Annotated in this window: 16 protein-coding genes; 8 read left to right on the forward strand and 8 right to left on the reverse strand. The window is 64.0% G+C overall.

All coding sequences use genetic code 11. The features are described from left to right. Positions 1 to 63 precede the first annotated feature (63 nt). The 4 genes from HMPREF3097_RS06160 to HMPREF3097_RS06175 all read right to left on the reverse strand — a co-directional run bounded on the left by HMPREF3097_RS06160 (position 64) and on the right by HMPREF3097_RS06175 (position 4,449). Entirely contained in the window at positions 64 to 1,701 is a 1,638-nt protein-coding gene (locus HMPREF3097_RS06160) for a cytochrome bc1 complex cytochrome b subunit (protein ID WP_070761554.1), read from the reverse strand. Then, positions 1,698 to 2,903, reverse strand: coding sequence for a cytochrome bc1 complex Rieske iron-sulfur subunit (locus tag HMPREF3097_RS06165; protein WP_070757798.1), 1,206 nt, complete (start codon positions 2,901 to 2,903; stop codon positions 1,698 to 1,700). Before HMPREF3097_RS06165 ends, HMPREF3097_RS06160 begins: the two co-directional genes overlap by 4 nt. Beyond that, on the reverse strand, positions 2,900 to 3,796 hold the full coding sequence (locus tag HMPREF3097_RS06170) for a cytochrome bc1 complex diheme cytochrome c subunit (protein ID WP_070757796.1): 897 nt from the start codon (positions 3,794 to 3,796) through the stop codon (positions 2,900 to 2,902). The genes HMPREF3097_RS06165 and HMPREF3097_RS06170 overlap by 4 nt, the downstream gene beginning before the upstream one ends. A gap of 68 nt (positions 3,797 to 3,864) precedes the next feature. Beyond that, positions 3,865 to 4,449 carry an aa3-type cytochrome oxidase subunit III gene (locus HMPREF3097_RS06175; RefSeq protein WP_187441039.1) on the reverse strand — a complete coding sequence of 195 codons (585 nt, stop codon included), beginning with the start codon at positions 4,447 to 4,449 and terminating at the stop codon, positions 3,865 to 3,867. Positions 4,450 to 4,899: 450 nt separating this feature from the next. Here HMPREF3097_RS06175 and trpD point away from each other — a divergent pair, with 450 nt between their 5' ends. Then, positions 4,900 to 6,009 carry an anthranilate phosphoribosyltransferase gene (gene trpD, locus HMPREF3097_RS06180; RefSeq protein ID WP_070757793.1) on the forward strand — a complete coding sequence of 370 codons (1,110 nt, stop codon included), beginning with the start codon at positions 4,900 to 4,902 and terminating at the stop codon, positions 6,007 to 6,009. Between the two features lie 301 nt (positions 6,010 to 6,310). On the opposite strand, the gene HMPREF3097_RS06185 is transcribed toward trpD, so the two are convergent. Together HMPREF3097_RS06185 and HMPREF3097_RS06190 are read right to left on the reverse strand one after the other, a co-directional pair. Next, the gene (locus tag HMPREF3097_RS06185; RefSeq protein WP_070757791.1) at positions 6,311 to 6,742 is read right to left on the reverse strand and encodes an aa3-type cytochrome oxidase subunit IV; all 432 of its coding nucleotides are present in this window, start codon (positions 6,740 to 6,742) and stop codon (positions 6,311 to 6,313) included. A 39-nt stretch (positions 6,743 to 6,781) separates the two neighbouring features. Next, a complete protein-coding gene (locus HMPREF3097_RS06190) occupies positions 6,782 to 7,885 on the reverse strand; it encodes an aa3-type cytochrome oxidase subunit II (protein WP_070757789.1) in 1,104 nt (367 codons plus the stop codon). A 344-nt stretch (positions 7,886 to 8,229) separates the two neighbouring features. On the opposite strand from HMPREF3097_RS06190, the gene asnB reads away from it, so the two are divergent. Beyond that, positions 8,230 to 10,188, forward strand: coding sequence for an asparagine synthase (glutamine-hydrolyzing) (asnB, locus tag HMPREF3097_RS06195; RefSeq protein ID WP_070761555.1), 1,959 nt, complete (start codon positions 8,230 to 8,232; stop codon positions 10,186 to 10,188). A 239-nt stretch (positions 10,189 to 10,427) separates the two neighbouring features. Here the strand turns inward: asnB and HMPREF3097_RS06200 are convergent, their stop codons facing one another. Continuing rightward, on the reverse strand, positions 10,428 to 10,772 hold the full coding sequence (locus tag HMPREF3097_RS06200; protein ID WP_012360489.1) for a HesB/IscA family protein: 345 nt from the start codon (positions 10,770 to 10,772) through the stop codon (positions 10,428 to 10,430). A gap of 160 nt (positions 10,773 to 10,932) precedes the next feature. On the opposite strand from HMPREF3097_RS06200, the gene HMPREF3097_RS06205 reads away from it, so the two are divergent. The 6 genes from HMPREF3097_RS06205 (at position 10,933) to HMPREF3097_RS06230 (ending at position 16,489) form a co-directional block, all read left to right on the forward strand. Further along, positions 10,933 to 11,643: a DUF3043 domain-containing protein gene (locus tag HMPREF3097_RS06205; RefSeq protein ID WP_070761556.1), complete on the forward strand. Its 711-nt coding sequence runs from the start codon at positions 10,933 to 10,935 to the stop codon at positions 11,641 to 11,643. Continuing rightward, on the forward strand, positions 11,644 to 12,627 hold the full coding sequence (locus HMPREF3097_RS06210; RefSeq protein ID WP_070761557.1) for a nicotinate-nucleotide--dimethylbenzimidazole phosphoribosyltransferase: 984 nt from the start codon (positions 11,644 to 11,646) through the stop codon (positions 12,625 to 12,627). It abuts the gene before it with no gap. Positions 12,628 to 12,909: 282 nt separating this feature from the next. Continuing rightward, the gene (locus tag HMPREF3097_RS06215; RefSeq protein WP_070761558.1) at positions 12,910 to 13,524 is read left to right on the forward strand and encodes a pirin family protein; all 615 of its coding nucleotides are present in this window, start codon (positions 12,910 to 12,912) and stop codon (positions 13,522 to 13,524) included. Continuing rightward, positions 13,524 to 14,735, forward strand: coding sequence for a Gfo/Idh/MocA family protein (locus HMPREF3097_RS06220; RefSeq protein WP_070761559.1), 1,212 nt, complete (start codon positions 13,524 to 13,526; stop codon positions 14,733 to 14,735). Before HMPREF3097_RS06215 ends, HMPREF3097_RS06220 begins: the two co-directional genes overlap by 1 nt. Before the next feature lie 205 nt (positions 14,736 to 14,940). Further along, positions 14,941 to 16,170 (forward strand): methyltransferase domain-containing protein, encoded by a 1,230-nt coding sequence (locus HMPREF3097_RS10075; protein ID WP_070757779.1) that lies wholly within the window; start codon positions 14,941 to 14,943, stop codon positions 16,168 to 16,170. Between the two features lie 22 nt (positions 16,171 to 16,192). Beyond that, positions 16,193 to 16,489, forward strand: a complete 297-nt coding sequence (locus tag HMPREF3097_RS06230; RefSeq protein WP_070761560.1) for an SDR family oxidoreductase — start codon at positions 16,193 to 16,195, stop codon at positions 16,487 to 16,489. Between the two features lie 176 nt (positions 16,490 to 16,665). Here the strand turns inward: HMPREF3097_RS06230 and HMPREF3097_RS06235 are convergent, their stop codons facing one another. Beyond that, positions 16,666 to 17,829 carry a branched-chain amino acid aminotransferase gene (locus tag HMPREF3097_RS06235; RefSeq protein WP_070761561.1) on the reverse strand — a complete coding sequence of 388 codons (1,164 nt, stop codon included), beginning with the start codon at positions 17,827 to 17,829 and terminating at the stop codon, positions 16,666 to 16,668. Positions 17,830 to 17,877: the final 48 nt, after the last annotated feature.

Below are 17,877 nucleotides of genomic sequence, written 5' to 3' on the forward strand. Positions count from 1 at the left end.
CCGGCTGCTAGTGGCAGTTGGAACTAGCGCCGGTACTTCTGCGAGCTATGCGCCTCGTGGCGTTTAGTCCTCGTTGCGGGACTCCAGCTCGGCACGGTTGGCCTCCTGGAGACGCTCGAACATCTGCTTGCGCTCCAGCGCGTTGCGGTGCTCGATCTCCTGAGCCTTTTCGGCGATCTCCGGGGAGTCCGGGCTGAACCAGCCACCGCGGCCCGGCTTGCCAGCCGCACCGAGGTCGTTCGGCTGGGTCGGCACGTATGCACCCTGGTACTCCAGCGGGATGGCGTGGCCGTGCTCGTCGACGCCACCAAGCGGCTGGTGGACCTCGATGAACTCGCCGGACGGCAGCTGACGGATGGTACCGGTCTCGATACCGTGCTCCAGGATCTCCCGGTCGCGACGCTGCAGACCAACGCAGATGCGGTGGGTGACGTAGTACGCGATCGGAGGCAGCACGATCAGGCCGATGCGGCCGACCCAGGTCATCACGTTCAGCGAAATGTCGAAGAAGTGAGCGACGTGGTCGTTACCACCAGAGACGGTCAGCAGTGCGTAGAACACCAGAGCCATGACGCCGAGGCCGGTGCGGACGGGGACGTCGCGCGGACGCTGCAGCAGGTTGTGGTGTGCATTGTCACCGGTCATCTTCTGCTCGATCCACGGGTAGGCAACCAGCAGCGCGACCAGCAGGCCGAGCAGCAGAGCAACCCAGAAGACAGAGGCGATGGTGTAGTTACCGAGGTACAGCTCCCATGCCGGCATGACACGGGCAGCACCATCAGTCCACAGCATGTAGACGTCCGGCTGGGAACCAGCGGAGACCTGGGACGGGTTGTAGGGGCCGATATTCCAAATACCGTTGATCTGGAAGAGACCAGCCAGCAGTGCCACGAAACCGAAGGTGATCAGGCCGAAGGAAGCAGCCTTGACGCCGAAGACCGGGAGGATTCGGACGCCGACAACGTTGTTCTCAGTGCGACCCGGTCCAGGGAACTGGGTGTGCTTCTGGAACCAGACCAGAGCCAGGTGAGCAGCGATCAGAGCCAGCAGGATGCCCGGGATCAGCAGCACGTGCGCGATGTACAGGCGCGGGATGATGATGTCGCCCGGGAAGTCACCGGCGAACATGATCCAGTGCATCCAGGTGCCGATGATCGGCAGGGAGATCACGATTGCAGACATGATTCGCAGACCCACACCGGAGAGCAGGTCGTCCGGCAGGGAGTAGCCCATGAAGCCCTCGGCGATCGACAGCAGCAGAAGCAGGCAGCCGATAACCCAGTTGGCCTCACGTGGCTTGCGGAATGCACCCGTGAAGAAGATACGCATCATGTGAACCATGATGGAAACGGAGAACAGCAGGGCTGCCCAGTGGTGGACCTGGCGAATGAACAGGCCACCACGCACCTCGAAGGTGATATCGAGGGCCGTGTGGTAAGCGGCGGACATCTCCACACCGTTGAGCGGTGCGTAGACGCCGTCGTAAATGACCTTCGACATGGATGGGTCGAAGAACAGGGTCAGGTAGACACCCGACAGGATCAGAATGATGAAGGAGTAGAGCGCGATCTCACCGAGCATGAAGGACCAGTGAGTCGGGAACACCTTGTTGATCTGCGGGCGGATTACCCCAGATGCGGTGTAGCGCTCATCGATGTTGTTTGCGGCCTGCGCGAGGCGGCCTTGTTGCTTAGTGGTCATGACCTACGCTCCCAGAATGCCGGGCCAACAGGCTCAATGAAGTTGCCCTTGGCGATGAGGTACCCTTCCTCGTCCACCGTGATCGGCAGCTCTGGCAGTGCACGTGCGGCTGGGCCGAAGACCGGCTTGCCGTACTGCAGCGCGTCGAACTGGGACTGGTGGCACGGGCAAAGAATACGGTTGGTCTGCTGCTCGTACAGGGACGTCGGGCAACCAATGTGCGTACAGATCTTGGAGAACGCAATGTAGTCGCCGTAGTGGAAGTCTTCCTGACCGGCACGCTGGACAGCACGCAGAGCATCCTCGTGGCGCAGGCGGATCAGCATGACCGCGTTGCGGGAACCGTGGATGGAGTGCATGTGGTCCTCGTAGACCTCAGCCTTGGAGTCGTACTTGTCGCCGTCGTTGACCATGCTTTCGGTCATCGGGAAGACGGTCTCCATGGCGCCAGCGTCCAGGTCCTCCGGACGGACGCGGACCAGGCGGGAGATGCCCTGGGTGCTCCAGTGGCCGTCGTGGTTCTCAGCCACGGCGCCGGTGTCGCGAGCCAGGTACAGCTTCTCGCCCTGCTCGTGCAGGGTCCAGCCGGTGGTCCACAGGGTGCCGTCGCCGGCGATGCCCATTGCGCCGCGCTTCCACGGGTTCTTCACGATGCCACCCATTGGGAGGATGATCGCGAGACCAGCGAGTGCAGCACCACCTGCGGCCAGGCCGGCGATAACCGGGCGGCGGCCGAGGGTGGAGGTCTTCCAGGAGTCGTTCAGGAGGGCCACGAGGGTGCGGCGATCGACCTCGTCAGACGGGCCGTCGTGGCGAGTCTGAACGGAGATCTCCTCCGGGATGAAGCTCTTGGTGTAAGCCGCAACACCCATGCCCAGCAGGGTGATGGACAGACCAGAGGTGATACCCAGCAGCGGGGTGTAGAAGGTGTACCACCACAGGCCCTCTTCATCCATGTGCTTGTACTCCCACGGCCAGAAGAGGTAGATGGCAACGAATGCCAGGCCGAGGACGATGGAGAGGATCAGGTAGGTGGCAACCCGACGGGAAGCACGCTTCTCAGCCGGATCGTTCTCGATCGGGAAGCGTTCCTTACGGTAAGCGACGGTCACGCCGTCCAGCTCGGTGCCGAGGCGAGCGAGGTCTTCCTCGCTCATCTGTGCCAGCTCGGCATCAGTGTACTTATTCTTCAATTCGCTCATGACCGGGTTCCAATCCACATCGCGAAGGCGATCATCACGATGATGCCTCCGAACCACATCAGCATGCCCTCGCTAACGGGACCCAGACCGCCGAGGCCGTAGCCACCCGGGTTCGGGGTTTCCTTAGCGTTCTTCACGAAGGCGATGATGTCCTTCTTCTCGTCAGCGGTCAGCTGGCGATCAGAGAACTTCGGCATGTTCTGCGGGCCAGTCAGCATGGCCTGGTAGATCTCCTGCTCGTTCGCGTGATCCAGGGTCGGAGCGAACTTACCGGAGGACAGTGCGCCACCACGGCCAGTGAAGTTGTGGCAGGAGGCACAGTTCAGACGGAAAAGGTCGGAACCGCGTGCCACGTCGGCCGGGTTGATCTCACCGTCGGTGGTGCTCTTACCACGGAGGGACTCCATGGCGATGGAGCCGTCCTCGTTGCGGACGATGCCCGGGCCGCCACCGTTGGCGTTGACGTATGCCGCCAGAGCCAGGGTCTGCTGCTCGGAGTAACGCGGCTGCTTACGCTTTGCCTGCGCCTCGTTGCGCAGCATCGGCATGCGGCCGGAGTGGACCTGGAAGTACACGGAGCCCTCGCCGACACCGATCAGCGAAGGACCACGACCCTCCTGGCCCTGGAGGTTGGCACCGTGGCAGGTGATACATGCCACTTCGTAAATTTCCTTACCCTGCTGGACCAGTGCGGTCTCGTCCTGCTGTGCCGTAGCAGTGTTCGGGTCCGGAGTGAGGGCATTAGCCAGGAATCCCGCGCCGGTCAGTCCGACGACGAGAGCGAATGCCCCGGCAAGCACCTTGCGGAGCTTGCGGCGCCGCCGTGCGGCCCCTGGGGAACGCTGCGCACCGGTTGCTGCACCAGCGCTCGCGTTGTTGTTAGAGGTATCCATCTTGTTCCCTTTAACTCGTCAATGGAATTGCGATGGGCTGTCGGCCAACCTGAGTTGGCGCTAACGGCCTATTGAACGAAGTAAATCGTGATCCACAGGCCGATCCAGACAACGTCGACGAAGTGCCAGTAGTAGGACACGACGACGGCAGCGGTTGCCTGTGCCGGGGTGAACTTGGACTTGAACGTCCTGAGCAACACAACGAGGAACGCAATCACACCGGCCAGCACGTGTGCGCCGTGGAAACCGGTCGTGATGAAGAACACCGAGCCGTAAACGGAGCCCGGGATCGTGGTTCCAGTCTCGACGAAGTGGAAGTACTCGTATCCCTGACCGATAAGGAACACGGTTCCCAGCAACGCCGACAGTGCGTACCAACGACGAAGAGCGAAGACATCCCCCCTCTCAGCCGCGAACACGCCGAACTGCGCAGTCACGGACGAGGAGATCAGGATGATCGTAATCGTCGCCGCGAAAGGCACGTTCAGCTCGGTTGGCTCGGATGGCCAATTGCCTCCCGAGTTGGCCTTGGACACGAAGTACATCGCGAACAGGCCAGCAAAAAACATCAATTCTTGAGACAGGAACACGATCGTGCCGACGCTGACCATGTTCGGTCGGTTCAGCGTCGCAACACGATGTGGTGCTGCCATACCTGGGTTTTCAACTGCGCTTGTCACGTGTCTAAGTATGGCTGTTTTCTGGCAGATAGTCGATTCCCCACGCGTGAAAGCTCAAAGCGGACTGGAAAACACCAGGTCAAACCTTGGACAAACCTGCCAGTATCCCCCCTTTGGGGGATAGTCGGAACTTTTTGGAATCGCTATCCGACGCACCACATCGTGCCAGGTCAGCGCATAAGCGGACCCGGTTTTCCGCCGTACTGACAACCGATTTTGTTCACAGGATTCAGCCAGCAAGGCACCACCCCCTCCCCCACTTCGGGCCCGAACCCTGACACCGAAGCGCCCCCGCATCTCCCCTTTACCCCCGCAGAAGTCGCCGAGATTCGGTTCGCAGTGGTGATCCACGCCACCCACTCACAGGCAACGCTAACCTCCGCCGTATTATTTAAAGAAACAGCTTTGGAAGGGAGCCAACAGGTGGCAACAGAGTCAACCGATCACAGCACATTCACCTCTACCGCTCATGCACTTGGTGCCGAGCAGCTTCCGGAGTCCTACTTCACCTGGCCGGGCCTACTGGACCGCCTGGGTCGCCGCGAAGAGCTCAGCGAGTCCCAGACCGCGTGGGCGATGAACGAGATCATGGCTGGACGCGCCAGCGACGTCCTGATCTCCGCCTTTGCCTTTGGTCTTCGGGTTAAGGGCATCACCGCCGCGGAGCTCGCCGCTGCAGCAGAGGCCATGCGCTCTTTCGCGACCCCGGTGGACTTCTCGGGAGTGGACAAGATTGTGGACATCGTCGGAACCGGCGGCGATGGCCGCAACACCGTAAACATCTCCACGATGGCGTCCTTCGTCGTCGCAGGCACCGGAACGAACGTTGTTAAGCACGGTAACCGCAAGGCGTCCTCCCAATGTGGAGGCGCGGACATGCTCGAGGCGCTCGGTGTGGACATCGAGCGCTCCCCCGAGGCCGTAGCGGAGGACCTGAAGGAGACGCACTTCGCGTTCCTGTTCTCGAAGGCCTACCACCCGGCCATGCGTTTCGCGGGCCCGGTGCGCAGCGAGCTGAAGGTTCCGACCGTCTTCAACCTGCTCGGCCCCATGACCAACCCGGCAAAGCCCGGTTATGGCCTCATCGGGTGTGCGTTCAAGGATCTCATGCCGATCATCGGCGGAGCATTCGCCCACCAGGGCAGCCGCGTGCTCGTCGTCCGCGGTATGGACGGCATGGACGAGATCAGCGTGTGCGCCCCAACCGACGTGGTCACGGTGGATGCCAACGGCCAGACCGGCGAGGAGATCATCAATCCGCGTTCCCTGGGCCTCGACTTCTACGAGGAGGACGCCCTGCGCGGCGGGGATGCCGAGTACAACGCCGAGATCGCCCGCAAGCTCTTCCGTGGCGAGCTCGAGGGCGCGATTAAGGACGCCGTCCTGCTCAACGGCGCCGCAGCGCTGGCCACCGTCGAGGGTTGGGAGGAAGACGGCCTGCAGGCCACGCTGAAGCGGAACATCGACCGCGCCCGCGAGAGCCTGGAGTCCGGCGCAGCCCTAGAGAAGATGGAGGCGATGATCGCCCGCTAGGGCCGCACAACTGCCCCATCAGGCCCCTCGGTCAAGGTTTAAAGCCTGACCGAGGGGCCTTTTGCGTTGCTTTTCAACCGAAGTACTCCGCTGCCGTTGATTACTGAACCGCGCGCACGCCTGTCCCTCAACCCGCCCCCCCGCTAGCCCAACCAGATGACCCCCCAGCGCGGTTGCAGATGCGATGGCCCGCCGGCTGACAGCGAGATATTGGCGAACAGGGTCCAGAAATGCAGAACGCGGCCGGGTTCCCGTCGAGGGATCCCGGCCGCGGCCTTAAAGCGTGTGAACGCTTAAGCGTTTAGTGGTCGTCGCGAGCGACACCGTACTGGAGGTTCATCATGACAGAGCCCCAGATCAGGAAGATTGCGCCGGCCACGATCAGCCAGAAGTGCCAGAAGGCCAGACCGTAAGCGACCAGCATCACGGCGATGGTCAGCTGCAGCGGCCAGATGGAGCCAGCGGAGAAGAAGCCCAGCACGCCAGCGCCGTCCTCAATCTCAGCCATCTCCCAGTCGGAAGGACCGATGTCGGTCTTGTTGTCGGTCAGGTGCAGGTACACAGCCAGCATCAGGGACAGCAGCAGGGCCAGGGTCAGGCCGGTAACACCAGCCCACTCGGTGCCCATCACACGGTTGGTCTCGACCAGGTGCTTGGTGCCCAGGATGTAGACCACGTCCATGACGAAGAAGAACAGGGCGAGGCCGTAGAAAAGCTTTGCTCCGGAAGTCATCTTTTCCTCTTTCTCTAGTTAGGAACTCGCGCGGTGCCCTTAGGCAGCGTTGCGGTCCGTCATGTTTTCGCCGGCTTCACGGGTGCCCGTGCGGTCGGAAACGAATGGGTGGGTAGAGGTGGAGTACGGAGCTTCACCGATGGACTTCAGAGCCTCGGAGTTCGGAGCCTCCGGGTTGTCCTGACGGAACTTGATGTAGTCCGCGAACTTCTCCGGGGAGACGACGCGCAGCTCGAAGTTCATCATGGAGTGGTAGGTACCGCACATCTCGGCACAGCGACCGACGAATGCTCCCTCTTCCTTGATCTCGGAGATCTGGAAGCGACGCTCAGACTGGTTTGCCTCCGGGTGCGGGAACACGTCGCGCTTGAAGAGAAACTCTGGGATCCAGAAGGAGTGGGCAACGTCCGCGGAGGCGAGGTTGAACTCGATTGCGGTGTTGGACGGAACAACCAGGACCGGAACCTCGTCGGTGGAGCCGACGGTCTCGATCTTGTTGAAGTTCAGGTAGCTGTAGTCTTCCTTCGAACGGCCGTGGATCGGGCCGACACCGTGGTTGGTGTTGGAGCGGATCTCGTACTTGGAGTCCTCAGCGCGCTGCTGAGCCTCCTTGTCGACGCCCTCGTAGTCCTGGCCGCCCAGCAGCTCGCCGTTGATCTCGCCGTAGCCGAACTTCCAGTTCCACTGGTAGCCGGTGACGTCGACCTTGACCTTCGGGTCCTTATCCAGGGCGGTAACGCTGTCCTGGGTCTGGACGTTGAAGAAGAACAGAACCATGACGATCAGGACCGGGAGGGTGGTGAGCACCAGCTCGAGCGGGACGTTGTAGCCCGTCTGACGTGGGAATTCCTCGTTGTCGCCACGGCGGGAGCGAGCCTTGCTGGAGTAGCGACCCATAACGAAGAACATCAGGGCCCACATGATGATACCGATGATCCAGGCGGCCACCCAGACCCAGACCCAGTAGTTGCCCATCTGCTCAGCCTCCGGGGTGATACCCATCGGCCAGCCCATGCGGAGAGCATGGAAAAAGCCGTTCTCCGGGGGCGCGACGTTACAACCAGCAAGGGCGAGGCCGGACAGGCCGAGCGTCCCTGCCATAGCAATACGGCGAGTCATACCGTGCACTTTTCGCTGTTCCACGCGATTATGCCTTCCTCGTTCACACGTTCATAGCCTTGGGTTTTTCGGCGTTATCGCTCGTGGTGAGCGCACGCTTGTTGCGCCCAAGACTGCTTCACTAGAGAACTTTAGACCATATACAGCGAATTGCCACTATTCGTTGCGGTGGGTGCCACATTTTGGGGGTTTCCTGTGAGCCCCTCCCCCCGTCCGGGGCAACTTGCCCGTTTTCTCCCCCGCGCGCCAGCTAGGACGAGCGCCCCCGAGCGCGTAGTTTGTAGTCTAACCGACCTGGCTCGCGGCCACCTCTGTTCCGCGCGTCAGTTTATATAGTCCCCGATGATTCAGGAGTAGTAAAGCACCCTATGTGTGGCCTACTTGGTTTACTGTCCGCCGACGGCACTGCCAACACGTTCACCGACCCGGTCGCTGAAGCGCTGCCGTGCATGCGTCACCGTGGTCCGGATGATAGCGGCACCTGGAACGACGACGATGTGGTCTTCGGCTTCAACCGCCTGTCCATCATCGACCTGGAGCACTCCCACCAGCCGCTGCAGTGGGGGCCGGCGGATCAACCGAACCGCTACTCCATGACCTTCAACGGCGAGATCTACAACTACGTCGAACTGCGCGAGGAGCTCCAGGAGCTGGGTTACTCCTTTAATACCGGCGGCGACGGCGAGCCGATCGTCGTTGGTTTCCACCACTGGGGTGCCGATGTGGTCAACCACCTGCGTGGCATGTTCGGCATCGCGATCTGGGATTCGGTGGAGCGCCGCCTGTTCCTCGCTCGCGATCCGTTCGGCATCAAGCCGATGTACCTGGCGTCGACAGACAAAGCGACGGTCTTCTCCTCCGAGAAGAAGTGCATCCTTTCCCTTGCGGACGCCATCGGCCTGAACCTCGATCTGGATCCCCGGGCTATTGCTCACTACACAGATCTGCAGTACGTCCCTGAGCCGGAGAGCCTGCACAAGAACATCTTCCGTCTGGAGTCGGGCTCCCGCGCGTTCGTCACTCCCCCAGCGGAGGGCGCGAAGGGTGGCTGCACCATCGAGGAGGAGCGTTACTTCGAGCCGAAGTTCCCGGTGGCCAAGGTTCCGGCGGGCGGCGAGGATGCCCTCTTCCAGCGCATCGCCGAGGCCCTGGAGGATTCCGTGGCCAAGCACATGCGCGCGGATGTCACGGTGGGTTCCTTCCTCTCCGGTGGCATCGACTCCACGGCCATCGCCACGCTGGCCAAGCGCCACAACCCGGACCTGCTGACCTTCACCACCGGTTTCCAGCGCGAGGGTTACTCCGAGGTGGACGTCGCGGCGGAGTCCGCTGCGGCGATCGGCGCGGAGCACATCGTCAAGGTGGTCAGCCCGGAGGAGTTCGCCGACGCGGTGCCGAAGATCATGTGGTACCTGGACGACCCGGTTGCCGACCCGGCGCTGGTGCCGCTGTACTTTGTGGCAGCCGAAGCCCGCAAGCACGTGAAGGTCGTGCTCTCCGGCGAGGGCGCAGATGAGCTCTTCGGTGGCTACACCATTTATAAGGAGCCTTTGAGCCTCGCCCCGTTCGAGAAGATTCCGAGCCCTATTAATAAGGTGCTGGCGAAGCTGGGCGACGCACTGCCAGACGGCGTGCGTGGTAAGTCGCTGCTGCAGCGCGGCACGATGTCCATGGAGGAGCGCTACTACGGCAACGCCCGCTCCTTCAACTACGAGCAGCTGGAGCGCGTGCTGCGCGAGGTGCGCCCGGAGTGGGATCACCGGGAGGTGACCGCCCCGATCTACGCGAAGTCGAAGGACATGGATCCGGTGGCCCGCATGCAGCACCTGGATCTATTCACCTGGCTGCGCGGGGACATTCTGGTCAAGGCGGACAAGATCACGATGGCGAACTCTCTGGAGCTGCGAGTCCCGTTCCTGGACAAGGTCGTTTTCGACGTCGCGGAGACCCTGCCGATCGACATGAAGATCTCCCATGGGACGACGAAGTACGCGCTGCGTAAGGCGATGGAGCGCATCGTTCCGGAGCACGTGCTCAACCGCAAGAAGCTGGGCTTCCCAGTGCCGATCCGCCACTGGTTGGCCGGCGACGAGCTCTACGGCTGGGCGAAGAAGCACATCGAGGATTCCCAGACGGATCACATCTTCAACAAGGCCGAGGTTCTGGCGATGCTCGAGGAGCACCGGACGGCGATGAACTCTGGTTCCGGCCCGGATCACTCCCGCCGCCTGTGGACGGTGCTGGCGTTCATGATCTGGCACGGCATCTTCGTGGAGAAGCGCATCGACCCGGGCATCAGCGAGCAGGACTACCCGGTGAAGCTCTAAGGCCACGCTCTTAGGCCGCTGGGCCTGGGGCGGGAAGCCCGCGCCCTAGGCCCTACTTCCCCCCCCCGGGCCCTAGCCTGTGACCCCTGCCAAGCCCTGGGACCTCACCGCTCGCTAGCCCCTGTTGGGCTCCTTGCAACAAAAACGCCGCGGCACCCACTCGACGTGGGGCCGCGGCGTTTCGCCGTCCTGCCTCTTTTGCTACCCCGCAGCCGCGGGGTTAAGGGCCTTTCTTCGGCTTAGGAGAAGGAGTCGCCGCAGGCGCAGGAGCCGGAAGCGTTCGGGTTGTCGATCGTGAAGCCCTGGGACTCGATGGTGTCCGCGAAGTCGATCTTCGCGCCCATCAGGTATGGGGCGGACATGCGGTCGACGACCAGGTTCACGCCCTCGTACTCGTCCTTCAGGTCTCCGTCCAGGGAGCGGTCATCGAAGAACAGCTGGTAACGCAGGCCAGCGCAGCCACCTGGCTGGACCGCGATGCGCAGTGCCAGGTCGTCGCGACCCTCCTGGGCCAGCAGGGAGCTTGCCTTGGCCACAGCGGCGTCGGTCAGCTCAACACCCGTGACCTTCTCTGGGGCAGTCATATTTCCTCCTCAATAAGGATGGTTTCGATGCTCGTTTAGGTTACTCGCGAAGCGGTGCGAATTCCACAAGCTCGCGCTCCGTCCTCCCGTACAACGAACGTTGCCGCGAAACTATTCCATCCTTTTGATAGCCCCCTGATTCTGCTCTAGCCTAAGAGGCGTGAAAAAGTCGCGTAAGAAGAGCACATCCACCTCCGCTGCCGCCAGCACCGCCGCAGCATCCGCCGAGGCCACCCCAGAGGCTGGGGACAAGCAGCCTGCCAACAAGGCCTTCACCCCGCCGAAGGGTCGGCCGACCCCGAAGCGTAACGAGCAGGAGCGCCAGGCCGGCGTGCGCCGCGGCCCATACCAGGGCCCCGAGACCCCGGCCGAGGCCCGCAAGCGCCGTAAGGAGCTCAAGGCCTCCATGTCCAAGGAGGAGTACAAGGAGCTCAAGGCCAAGGAGCGTCGGGAGCGCGAGGCCGAGCGCCGCCACATTAACGAGCGCATGATGGCCGGCGACGAGCGCTACCTCATGGACCGCGATAAGGGTCCGGAGCGTCGCTTCGTTCGCGACTGGGTGGATTCGCACCGCTACCTCGGCAACTACTTCATGCCGATCGCGCTGGTCGTGGTCGTGATCATGGTGATCGGCCTGCGCAACCCGATGCTGGCGAACACCGCCTCCCTGGTGATGTTCGGCATCCTGATCCTCATGGTCATCGAGGGCATCATCCTTGGCCGCAGGGTCAACCGCCTGGTGCGCGAGAAGTACCCGGACACCACGCTGGGTAAGTTCGGGCTGGGCATGTACGCCTTCGGCCGCGCGACGATGATCCGCAAGATGCGTAACCCTGCCCCGCAGGTAGAGATCGGCGAGGACGTTCGCTAAATGGCAGTGGACTTCACGGCCGTGGAAGCAGTCGATCCGACGCGCGTTGCTGAGGCGACCCGCCGGCTGGAGGCGACGACGATGGCTGCCGGTGGCGGCCGTGCGAGCTTGGGGGAGCTCGCCGCCTGGGGTGGCTGGTTGGCGGCCTGCCAGGGCCGGGAGCTGCCCGCCGCGCTGGAGCGCGTGACCTTGGCGGTCGTCGCTGGTGAGCCAGCAACGACGCCTGCCGTGTCCATTCTCCCCGAGGATTCTCTGGCCCAGGTGGGCGAGCTGTATGCCTCGGGTCGCTCCCCCGTCGCCGCCGCTGCTGTGGCCCAGGATGTTCGGGTGGAGTTTATCGACGCCAACACCGCGGCCGCCGATCAGCTTTCCACCGAGCAGGCCTCCCCTGGGGCGGAGCCCGGCATCGAGGAGTGGCTAGCGGCCGGTGCGGCCTTCGCCGATGCGGAGGCCGATAAGGGCACGGAGCTGCTGCTGCTCGGCGATTTCGGCCCAGGCACCACGACCGCGGCCGCAACGATCATTGGCGCGATCTGCGGGATCGAGCCGGTGAAGGTGATCGGGTGGGGCTCAGGCATTGATGACCAGGGCTGGCGGCGCAAGGTCGCCCAGATTCGCGACGGCATGTTCGCGGTGCGGGATGTGCGCACGGAGCCCCGCGAGATCCTCGCCCGGGTGGCCGCGCCGCATATCGCGGTGCTGACCGGGATCCTCGCGCAGGCCGCGATTCGCCGCACCCCGGTGATCTTCGATGGTGCGGGCTGCGCGGCGGCCGCGCTGTGCGCGCAGATGCTGGCTCCCACCGCTCGCGACTGGTGGCAGCCTGCCTCCCCCGGCACGGAGCCGGCGATCGTGCCGGCGCTCGGCGCCTTGGGCTTAAGCCCAATCCTGCCGACCGGGATCGGCCTGGGTCAGGGAGCGGGTACGCTGCTGGCGCTGCCGCACTTGCGCCTGGCCACACAGTTCGCCGAGGGCGAGGCATAAGACCGCACTCCCCTGATCAGCGCCCTGCCTAGCAACGCTTAAGGCCTCGGTGCCACCGAAAGTGAACTAGCCCCCGAAAGTTGGGCTTTTAACCCTAGGCGGTTAGGAGCTCAAGGGCCTGAGTCCGATATTGCATCGGGGTCAGGCCCTTAAAGTCGATGTTGGATGCGTGCGGTGTTGTGCCACTTACCGGCTCTTCTCGATTTAGAGTGCGTTGATCCGGTCCTGTAGCTGCCCTGAAACCAGTCCCGTCCCGCCGCGCCACCGGCATAGAATTGCGGCATGGGCAAGAAGAAGACGCCGATGACGGCCCTTGAGGTCCGCATCATCCGCGCCGATGAACGCTCGACGTGGCGTGATTCGGCGCTGCTGTCTCGCCAGTCTTTCCCCGCCACCGGCAGCTTCGACCTCGAGGGCAACGCGTTCGGGCTGCTCATGGTGCACAACGACGACATCGTCGCCCCCGGCGAGGGCTTCGACATGCACCAGCACAACGACGTCGAGCTGGTCACCTGGATCATGACCGGCCGCCTGCGCCACCACGACGATGGCGGTATGGAGGGCAGCGCGGCCGGCACCGCGTCGATCCTGACGCCGGGCATGGCCCAGCGGGTCAGCGCCGGACGCAGGATCCGCCACTCCGAGCTCAACGCCTCCGGCTACCTCGACGGCAAGAAGTTGCGCGTCATCCAGGCGTGGCTGCCGTCGGACGAGATCGGTGCCGCCCCTACCCACGACGAAACCGACCTCAACGACGAGCTCACCGCCGGCACGCTGATCCCCGTCGCCTCCGGCACTCCGGGCATGGCGCCGCTGACCATCGGCACCTCCGGCGCGACGCTGTGGGCCGGTCGATACATGGCGGGGCCTCGTGTCCGCGCGTACCGTCGGCGATGATGACTGACATTAACCAGACGCCTTCCACGCCCAACTCCCCCGACTCGCCGTTCCGTTTCGCCGTCGTCGGAGTCGGCCAGATCTCGCAGCAGGCCTTCATCCCGGCTCTGCGCAGCCTCCCCGATGCGGTGGTCGCCGCCGTGGTGACCAGCTCCGACGCCAAGGCGGAGGCCGTCGCCAAGCGAACGGGTGCCGGAGCCGGACCCGACGATGACCCCGCGGCGACCGGCCGGGCGACCGCCGACGACGTGGCGGTGTACGACTACGACGAATTCCCCGAGCTGCTGAAGCGCGGCGACATCGACGGTATCTACGTGGCCACGCCGGTCTTCCGCCACCGCGAGTTCGCAGAGCCCGCGCTCGACGCCGGCATCCCGGTGCTTTTGGAGAAGCCGATGGCCGATTCCGTGGAGGATTGCGAGGCGATGATCGCGGCCTCGCAGCGCTCCGGCGCGACGTTGATGGTCGCCTACCGCATGCACCAGGACGCCTACCTGGTGGAGCTGGCGGACATGGTCGACCGCGGCGTCATCGGCGAGACCCGCACGTTCACCTCGACGTTCGCGCACGACATCGAGGAGGCCAACCACCGCGGCCACTCCGGTTTCTGGGGCGGCCCCGTCCCCGACTTCGGCGCCTATCCCCTGAATCTGGTGCGTCATCTGTTCCGCGCTGAGCCGACGCACGTGCACGCCACCGGCGTGAGCTCGCGCGACCGCGACTTCGATTTCCAGGACGGCGCCGGCGTGACGCTGCGCTTCCCCGGTGCCCGCGTCGCGCAGTACACGCTCAGCTACAACGCCGCGGACCTGGACACGTTCCAGCTGGTGGGGTCGAAGGGCACCATCACGTCGAACTCCTGTTATGGCTTCGCGCCGGAGCCGCCGCGAAATTGGACGCTGACCACGCCGCAGGGCACGAAGACCCATGAGGCCACCTCCGTCGACCAGTTCGCCGGCGAGACCCGCTACTTCATCGACTGCGTCCGCGCCGGCGTGCGCCCCGAGCCCGATGGCCGGGAGGGGCTCGCCGACGTGCGCATATTCGCCGCCATCGAGGAGTCGCTGCGCCTGGGCCGCGAGGTCATTCTGCCGCCGCACCAATTCGGCCCCGGCCTGAGCCGAGATCAGATCCGCTCGATCCCGCCGCGCCCGGCCGGGGAGATCCCGGAGGACGACGAGCTCGTCGACCAGACTCCGCAGGACCGCTGACCGGGGCATTTCTCGAACCAACTCCCCCCTTCCGGGCCGTCGCAAAGCAGCTTTGCGACGGCCCGATCTGGCTTTTCATCCCTTCTCGACAAGTAATTAAGGTTAGCCTAAGCTCGTTCCTGATACTCAGTACTTCATATTCGGATTATTGGCGGCCACGTTCCGACGACACCGCCACCACCGACACTCGACGAAGGAGTCACGCATGACCGCCCGCGACAGGGATTTCGATCAACTCCAGGGACATTGGCTGTTGGCCAGGCTCGGAAAGAAGGTGCTGCGCCCCGGCGGCCGGAAGATGACGGAGTGGATCCTCGACCAGTCCCGCCTCACCGATGCCCGAGTCGTCGAACTGGCCCCGGGCCTGGGCGTCACGGCGGCGGAGATCCTAAAGCGACGGCCGTCCGGATACGTCGGAGTCGACGAAGACGAAGCCGCCGTGCAGACCACAGCCAAGGTCGTGAGCGGCCAGGGTCGCGTAGTGAAGGGCAAGGCCCAGTCGACGGACCTCGACGACGATTCAGCGGATGCCGTCATCGGCGAAGCGATGCTCACCATGCAGGGAGTCAAGGGCAAGAATGCCATCCTCGACGAGGTCCGCCGCATCCTCGTGCCCGGTGGCCGGTACGCGATCCACGAACTCGCACTGACCCCCGACGACCTCCCGACGTCGACGAAGGACGAGATCCGGGTCGCCATGTCGAAGGCGATTCGCGTCAATGCCCGTCCACTCACCCCCGCCGAATGGCGGCAGCTGCTCGAGGATCACGGCTTCGAGGTCGAACAGGTCCGCATCGGCGAGATGGGCCTACTCAAGCCGAGCCAGATGCTCGAGGACGAGGGCCCTGCCGGGGTCGCGCGGATCGTGGGCAACGCGATCAGGCAGCCGGCGGCGCGCCGACGGGTCCTGGGCATGCGCAGCACATTCGCCAAACACGACGACTCTCTCGCCTCGATCGGCATCGTGGCCCGTCTGCGCGACACCGCCGATGCCTTCGATGCGACGGGCGCCGATTCCAACGCTCCCGGCCCCGGGCGCGAAGCATCGTCCGCCGCCCGACGCGAGCCCGAGATCGAATTCCTCGACGCCGACCAGAAAGCTGAACTGACCGCCGAGCCGGAAGCCCTGAGCCTTCATGACATCGCCACCGCCGCACCAGCTGCAGAGGGCGGCGACGGCCCGGCCGTGAAACGACTGCAAACGGCCGACGGCGTCAACATCATCGCCATGCGCTTCCGTTCCGGACAGACATTGCCCGATCACCGCGCTGCACACCCGATCATGGTGCAATGCATCGAGGGCCAAGTGCGCTTCACCGTCGGCGACCGCACCGAGGTCCTCACGCCGGGGACCGTCGCGTACCTGCCCGCCATGGTCCCGCACCGGGTCGACGCGGACGAGGACTCCGTGTTCCTGCTGTCGATGCTGACCTGATCCGCCGGCCACGCCACCGGAGGTGATCGCCCGCGGCGATTCCGTCATCGCGACGGACCTGCATGACACGGCGAACGAGGACGTCATCAAGCTCGGCGAAACGTGCACCTACCGCAAGCTGGACGTGACCTCCGACGCCGACCGGGAAGCCGCGGCCGAGGCCATCGGCGCGGTGGATGTGCTCGTGCTCAACGCGGGCATCGCGGTCGGCGGGGCGATCGAGAACGTCACCATGAACACGTGGCACCGCGCGCTGGACATCAATCTGGCTCTTCGCGTTTGGGAGCGTGTAGCTGAGCCCACTAACTGCTCGCGCTGATCTTCGCTCAGCGAACTTCGTGCTCTCAACGAAAAACTGCTCCTCACTAATCGGTAGCTGATAAATCAGGCCAACTAATGGGGAGCAGTTCAACGATGGTAGCCCGGGGCCGTGAAGTATCGCTCCACACCACCGCGCGAGGCGCGTTACGCAGCTAGTGCGTTATTGCAGGCGCTCTACTGCAGATCCTCAGCCGGAACCAGGGTATGCAGCCAACCGTGCTTATCCTCCACGGCACCGCGCTGGATGCCCGTGAGGTGGTCGCGCAACCGCATGGTGACCTCGCCGGTCTGGGCACCGTTGATGTCGTACTCACCACCGGCGTACTTGACGGAGCCCACCGGGGTGACCACGGCGGCGGTGCCGCAGGCCAGCACCTCGGAGAGCATGCCGGAGTTCGCGGCCTGCTCCCACTCCTCGATGGAGATGCGGCGCTCATTGACGGTGTAGCCCAGGTCCCGAGCGACCTGGATCAGGGAGTCGCGGGTGACACCCGGCAGCAGGGAGCCGGAGAGCTCCGGGGTGATGACCTCGGCGTTCTCCCCCTCGCCGAAGACGAACATGAGGTTCATGCCGCCCATCTCCTCGACCCACTTGCGCTCGACGGCGTCCAGCCACACGACCTGGTCGCAGCCCTGCTCGGCGGCCTGGGCCTGGGCCATGAGGGAACCGGCGTAGTTACCAGCGCACTTCGCGGCACCGGTGCCGCCGGGTGCGGCGCGCACGTACTCGGTGGACAGCCACACGCTGACCGGCTTGATGCCGCCGGTGAAGTAGGCGCCCGCCGGGGAGGCGATGACCATGTAGGTGTAGGTCTTGGATGGCTGCACACCCAGGTGGACGTCCCGGGCGATCATCAGCGGGCGCAGGTACAGCGCGGCCTCGCCGCCTGCTGCTGGCACCCACTCGTGGTCGATGGCGACCAGCTGCTTCAGGGACTCGAGGAACAGCTCCTCCGGCAGCGGGGCCATACCCAGGCGCTCGGCGGAACGCGCCATACGCTGGGCGTTCTGCTCCGGGCGGAAGGTGGCGATGCTGCCGTCCGGCTGGCGGTAAGCCTTGATGCCCTCGAAGATGGCCTGGCCGTAGTGGAAGACCATGCTGGCCGGGTCCATGCTCAGCGGACCGTAGGGCTCGACGCGGGCGTTGTGCCAGCCGATCTCCTCGTCGTAGTCGATGAGGACCATGTGGTCGGTGAAGTGGACGCCGAAGCCCGGGCTCTCGAGGACCTTGGCGATATCCGCCGAGGAAGTGCGGTTCTCGTTCGGCGTGACGGTGAAGCTCAGATTGGTGTTTGGTGCGGTGGTGTTCGGTGTGCTTTCGCTCATGGCTACAACCATAGTTCCTCGAAAAATTGTGAGTACAGTTGATGGCGCATTAGTGAGTTT

Origin of the sequence: Corynebacterium sp. HMSC27B11, assembly GCF_001815985.1 — a bacterium.
Lineage (GTDB): Bacteria > Actinomycetota > Actinomycetes > Mycobacteriales > Mycobacteriaceae > Corynebacterium.